The sequence below is a fragment of the Streptomyces sp. WELS2 genome (assembly GCF_013870595.1).
Lineage (GTDB): Bacteria > Actinomycetota > Actinomycetes > Streptomycetales > Streptomycetaceae > Streptomyces.
This window is the reverse complement of sequence record NZ_JACBWZ010000384.1, coordinates 1-5,775: the sequence shown is the minus strand read 5'-3', so window position 1 is coordinate 5,775 and position 5,775 is coordinate 1. Positions and strand designations below refer to the sequence as shown.

6 protein-coding genes are annotated in these 5,775 nt (G+C 72.5%); all 6 read right to left on the bottom strand.

Annotated elements, in window-relative coordinates; genetic code table 11:
* Positions 1-916, bottom strand: a 916-nt coding sequence (locus H5J33_RS21135) for a fumarylacetoacetate hydrolase family protein (RefSeq protein WP_181796493.1), incomplete at its 3' end; no start/stop codon positions are given.
* A 96-nt stretch (positions 917-1,012) separates the two neighbouring features.
* Positions 1,013-1,945, bottom strand: coding sequence for a VOC family protein (locus H5J33_RS21130; protein ID WP_181796492.1), 933 nt, complete (start codon positions 1,943-1,945; stop codon positions 1,013-1,015).
* A gap of 4 nt (positions 1,946-1,949) precedes the next feature.
* Positions 1,950-2,951, bottom strand: coding sequence for an amidohydrolase family protein (locus H5J33_RS21125; protein ID WP_181796491.1), 1,002 nt, complete (start codon positions 2,949-2,951; stop codon positions 1,950-1,952).
* On the bottom strand, positions 2,948-4,078 hold the full coding sequence (locus tag H5J33_RS21120; protein WP_181796490.1) for an FAD-dependent oxidoreductase: 1,131 nt from the start codon (positions 4,076-4,078) through the stop codon (positions 2,948-2,950). Before H5J33_RS21120 ends, H5J33_RS21125 begins: the two co-directional genes overlap by 4 nt.
* A gap of 25 nt (positions 4,079-4,103) precedes the next feature.
* Positions 4,104-5,060 (bottom strand): cyclase family protein, encoded by a 957-nt coding sequence (locus tag H5J33_RS21115; protein ID WP_181796489.1) that lies wholly within the window; start codon positions 5,058-5,060, stop codon positions 4,104-4,106.
* The coding region (locus tag H5J33_RS21110) for a fumarylacetoacetate hydrolase family protein (RefSeq protein ID WP_181796488.1) at positions 5,057-5,775 on the bottom strand (719 nt) is incomplete at its 5' end. The genes H5J33_RS21115 and H5J33_RS21110, both read right to left, overlap by 4 nt.

The following is a 5,775-nucleotide window of genomic DNA, read 5'->3' as shown; positions in this document are numbered from 1 at the left end:
CGGGGACGACGGTGTTGGTGAGCGTGCCGATGCCCTGCACGGTGAGGGTGACGGTGTCGCCGGGCTGGAGCGGGGGCGGTGTCCGCTCACCGCGCAGGCCCCACAGTTCGGCGAGACAGCCGCCGTTGCCGCAGGTGCCCGAGCCGAGCACGTCACCCGGGACGACCCGGGTGCCGCGCGAGGCGTAGGCCACCATCTCCTCGAACGTCCAGCTCATGTTCGACAGCAGGTCCCGGCCGACGACCTCGCCGTTGACCTCCGCGGTGAGCGCCAGGCGCAGGAAGCCGTCGGTGTCCCGGTGCGGTTCCAGTTCGTCGGCAGTGACCAGGTACGGGCCGAGCGTGGTGGCGGTGTCCTTGCCCTTGCAGGGGCCGAGGCCGACCTTCATCTCGGCGGACTGGAGGTCCCTGGCCGACCAGTCGTTGAAGACGGTGTAGCCGACGATGTGGTCCCGGGCCCGCTCGGGGGTGAGGTCGCGGCCCTCACGGCCGATGACGGCGGCCACTTCCAGCTCGAAGTCGAGGACGGCCGAGCCGGGCGGCACCGGGATGCCGTCGCCCGTGGCGTACACCGAGTGCGGGTTGGTGAAGTAGAAGGTGGGTGCCGCGTACCACCGGGCGGGCACGCCCGCCGCGCCGTCCACCGACCGCCGTACGCCCTCGACGTGTTCCTCGAAGGTGACGAAGTCCCGGATGGAGGCGGGCCGGAGCGGCGGCAGCAGGCGGACCTCGGAGACGTGGGGGCCGGGCGGCACGTCGAGCGCCGCCGCGCCCGCGGCGAGCAAGCCGGGCAGACCGCCGGACTCCCGCAGCAGCCCGGTGAGCGAGGTGACGCCGGGCAGGGGGAGCAGCGTGCCGTCGTCGTGCACTACGGCGACTCGGACGCGGTGGTGGTGTTCGTAGGCGGCGAAACGCATCGAGGTGGCTCCTGGCCGGTGGGGCCCGGGGGCACGGCGGTCCGAGTCAGGGCATGGTGGCGGGACCGGCCGCGCCCCCGGGGCGGGCGGGGGGAATCAGACCGGCGGGGCGACGAAGACGCCGCGGTCGGGGTCGTTGAAGGATTCCTTGGCGACGAGTTCGTTCATGGGGTTGGCCGTGCCCCACTGGTCGGTGACCTCGGGCCGGGAGAAGTCGTAGACGTGCGGGTGCCAGGTGTCCTCGTCCAGGCATTCCAGTTCGGTGGTGTACTCGACGGTGTTGCCGTGCGGGTCGAGGAAATAGGTGAACGTGTTGTCGCCGGCCATGTGCCGGCCCGGCCCCCAGATCTTCCTGTGGCCGGCGCGGATCACCCGGCCGGAGCCGCGCATGTACTCGTCGATGCCGCGCATCTCGAAGGAGATGTGGTGCAGGGAGGTGTGCGGGCCCTTCGCCAGCGCCATGGAGTGGTGCTGGCTGGAGATCCGCATGAAGTGCATGACCTCGCCCATGTGCGGCGAGCTGAGCGTGTCGGAGAGACAGAAGCCGAGGTGGCGCTCGTACCACTCCCGAGTGCGGTTCAGATCGGGGGAGTTGAGGACGACGTGGCTCAGCTTGACCGGGATCGACTCCTTCTCCTCGATCTTGCGGTGCCGCCGTACCCCGACGTCGGCGGAGACCTCGACGGTGCGTCCGTCGACGTCGAAGAAGCGGAAGCCGTAGCCCCCACCGGGGGTGTCCACCTTGCCCGGCCGGGTGATCAGCTCCACGCCCCCGGCCAGCAGTTGCTCGGCGAGGGTGTCCACGTCCGCGGCCGAGGCGGCGCCGTAGGAGACCAGGTCGAGGCGCTTCTCCCCGGCCTTGCGCAGCCGGACGACGTACTGCTCCGGGGAGCCCTCGGCGGCCAGGAAGGCGATACCGGAGTCCTCGGCGACCTTGGTCAGGCCCCAGACGCCGGCGTAGAAGTCGAGCTGCTTGTCGTAGTCGGGCACGGCCAGGTCGACGTGCCGCAGATGGGTGAGCAGACGCATGAGATCACTCCTTGAAGAGGAGGGCGGAGGCGTTGCCGCCGCGCACGGCGTGGAAGTCGGCCTCGGGCAGCCGGGCCGCGCGCAGTGCGCCGACGGGGTCCTCGGTGCCCATGTCGAAGGGGAAGTCGGAGCCGAGCAGCACCCGGTCGGCGCCCGCGACCCGCACCAGCTCCCGCAGCACGTGCGGATCGTGGACGAGGGAGTCGAAGTACAGGCGTTTGAGGTAACTGCTGGGCAGGTGGGCGCAGTCGGCGCCGGCGTCGGAGCGGGTGGTCCAGGCGTGGTCGGCGCGGCCGATGTGGGTCGGCAGATAGCCGCCGCCGTGTGCCGCGATCAGCGTCAGCCCCGGGTGCCGGTCCAGGACACCGGAGAAGACGAGGTGGGAGAGCGCGACGGCGTTCTCCACCGGCTGGCCGACGGTGTTGGACAGGTACCACCGGTCCAGCCGCTCGTCGAGCGTGCAGCCGAAGGGGTGCAGGAAGACGAGCGCGCCGGTCTCCCGCGCCCGGGACCAGAAGGGCTCGTAGTCCGGGTCGGACAGGTCCCGCCCGGGGGCGTGGCTGGAGATCTCCACCCCGGCGAGGCCCTGCCGCAGCGCGTGGTCGAGGGCGCGTACGGCCTGGGCCGGGTGCTGGAGCGGGACGAGCCCGAGCCCCCGCAACCGGTCCGGGGCGGCCGAACAGTGGGCGGCGGTCGCCTCGTTGGCCAGCCGGTACACCTTCTCCGCGGTGTCCTCGTCGGCCCAGTAGTGGTAGTGCGAGGGCGAGGGGCTGACCAGTTGCACGTCCACGCCCTGGGTGTCCATCGCGGCCAGCCTCAGGCGCGGGTCCGTCATCCTCGGGACGCGCTCGCGCACCATCGGTCCGTTGACCTCCAGGGCGGCGGGCCCGTTGCGGCGGGCGTCGAGCGCCCTGGCCTCGGCCAGGCCCGGCAGGCCGGCCACCAGCGCCTCGACCTCGGGCAGCAGGACGTGTGCGTGCACGTCCACGGTGGGGGCCGTCGTCACGGCAGCTCCCGCAGCATCGTCATGACGCTGCCCATCAGGCCGGGCACGTCCGCGTCCCGCACGCCGTCCAGCTGCCACCGGCCGAGCCGCACGGACGCCTCGACGACGGCCCGCACGCGCGGCATCCGGCGCTGGTGGTACTCCCGCAGCAGCGCGTCGTCCCACTCCCGGCCACCGGTGAGCAGTTCGGCGAGGACGAGCGCGTCCTCCAGGGACATCGCCGCGCCCTGTGCCAGGGTCGGCGGGCAGCAGTGCGCCGCGTCCCCGGCGAGGACGATCCGGCCGCGGTGCCAGGTCCCCTCCACGAGCAGCCGGTCGAACCACGTGTAGTTGACCTTCGCCGGGTCGGTGATGTGCGGGACGATGTCCGCCCAGTGGCCGCCGTAGCCGGAGGCCAGGCGGCGCATCTCGTCGGCGTAGGTCTCCGGGGGAATGGAGGCGCGGTCGCGGCTGGCCTCGACGACGTACGCGTAGATCGTGGTGTCGCTGGTGGGGCAGTACCCGGCGATGTAGGCCGGGCCGCCGTAGCAGAGGTCGGTGCGGACCACGCCGGCCGGACGCGGGGCGGCGACGCGCCAGATGGCCATGCCGGTCGGTTCCGGCTTGTCCGTGATGCCGATGGCCGCGCGGGTCGCTGAGCCCAGGCCGTCGGCGGCGATCACCAGGTCGTAGCGGCCCTCGGTGCCGTCGGTGAAGCGTACGGTCACGCCGTCGGCGTTCTGCTCGAACTCCGTTGCCCGGGTGCCCAGTCGGACGCGGGCGCCGCAGGCGCGTACGGCGTCGATGAGGATCCGCTGGAGCCGGGGCCGCTGCATGCCGACGGTGGCGGGCAGGTCGTCGCCGCCGGTGCGGATGTCCCGGGCGACGTGCAGGACGGTGCCGTCGGGAGCGGTGATGCCGACCGAGCCGAAGCCGAAGCCGGATTCCTTCACGCGTTCCCAGACGCCGAGTTCGCGCAGGACGCGCAGGGCGTTGCCCTGGAGGGTGATGCCGGAGCCGGCGGTGGCGTTCCAGTCGTCCCTGGCCTCGACGAGGTCCACCGCGATCCCGGCCCGGCGCAGCAGGACCGTGACGGCGTTGCCGGCCGCGCCACCGCCGGTCACCAGGACCGTACGAGGTGTGCTCATATGCGTAACTCCTTTGTCCCGATGGTTACTTGATGGCGACCGGGTTGACCGGGGAGCCCACCGCTCCGGTGACCGGCAGCGGCGCGGCGGTGAGCCAGAACTCGTACACGCCGTCGGCGGCGCAGTCCTCGGCGAGCGCGTCGAGGTCCCACATCTCGCCGATCAGCAGACCGATGTGCGGGATGGCGACCTGGTGCAGCGGCTGGAAGGCGTGCTCGAACTCGTTCGGGCGGACCTCGAAACCCCAGGTGTCGGTGGCGATCGCGGCGATCTCGGTGCGGTGCAGCCAGCCGGCCGTGGTGAACGACAGGCCGGGCGCGGGACCGCCGGCGTAGTCGCCCCAGCCTTCGCGGCGGGCCCGGGCGAGCTGCCCGGTGCGGACCACGACGATGTCACCGCGGCCGACGCCCACCCCGTGTGCCTCGGCGGTCCGCGTCAGATGCTCCTCGGTGACGGCGAACCCGTCGGGCAGCTCACCGTCCGCGCCGACGGCCCGGCCCACGTCGAGCAGCACGCCGCGCCCGGCGACGTACGGCGCCATGTGCTCGATGCCGGTGACGAGGTCGCCGTCGGAGGTGACGGTCTTCGCGGCGTCCCGGCCGTTCCACGCCTTGCCGTGGTCGAAGATGTGGCCGAGCCCGTCCCACTGGGTCGAGCACTGGAGCGGCATCGCGATCACGTCGTCGGCGCCGCCGAATCCGTGCGGAAAGCCCTGGTTGCCGAGGGCGGCGTCGGTGCCGGTGTCCAGCATGGTGTGCACCGGGTTGGTGCGCCGCCGCCAGCCCTTCTGCGGGCCGGCCATGTCGAAGGACTGGGCGAGCGAGAAGGCGACGCCCCGTCGCACCAGTGCCGCGCCCTGGCGGCGCTTGTCCTCGTCGAGGAAGTTGAGGGTGCCGAGCCGGTCGTCCTCGCCCCAGCGTCCCCAGTTGGAGTACGCCCGGGCGGCCTCGGCGATCGCGGCCTCGGGGTCGTTCCGGTTCATGACGCCGCCTCGGCGACACACCGGGTGCGCTGCGCACCGAGCCCGGTGACCGTGCCCTCCATGACGTCGCCGTCGCGCAGCAGCCGGCCCCAGTGCATGCCGTTGCCGGCCGGGGAGCCGGTGAGCACCAGGTCGCCGGGGAGGAGACGGGCGATCTGCGAGGCGTACGACACCATGCGCGCGACCGTGAAGATCATGTCCCTGGTCGACTCGTCCTGCATGGTCTCGCCGTTGAGCCTGAGCGTGACGCGCAGGTCGCCCGGGTCGGCTATCGACTCGGCCGGGACGATCCAGGGGCCGAGCGGGGTGAAGCCGGGGGCGTTCTTGCTGCGCAGCCAGTCGGTGCCGATCTGCGGCATGTCCCGGCGGAAGACGGTGGCCCGGTCGGTCAGGTCGTTGGCGATGGTGTAACCGGCGATGTACCGCGCCGCGTCCTCCACCGGCACCCGGTGGGCGGGCTCGCCGATGACGACCGCCAGCTCCAGCTCCCAGTCGGGCTGCTCGGCCCAGGCGGGCAGGACGACGTCGTCGTACGGTCCGGTGATCGCGCCGGGCAGCCCGATGAAGACGTACGGCAGGTCCTCGGCCGCCCGCCGGTCCATGATCTCCGCGGCCTCCGCGCGGCGTTCGCTCTCCGGCCGCTCGTCACCGGGCGCGCGGTGGGCGACGTGCAGGTCGATCACGTGCTGCCGGTAGTTCGCACCCGACTGGAACA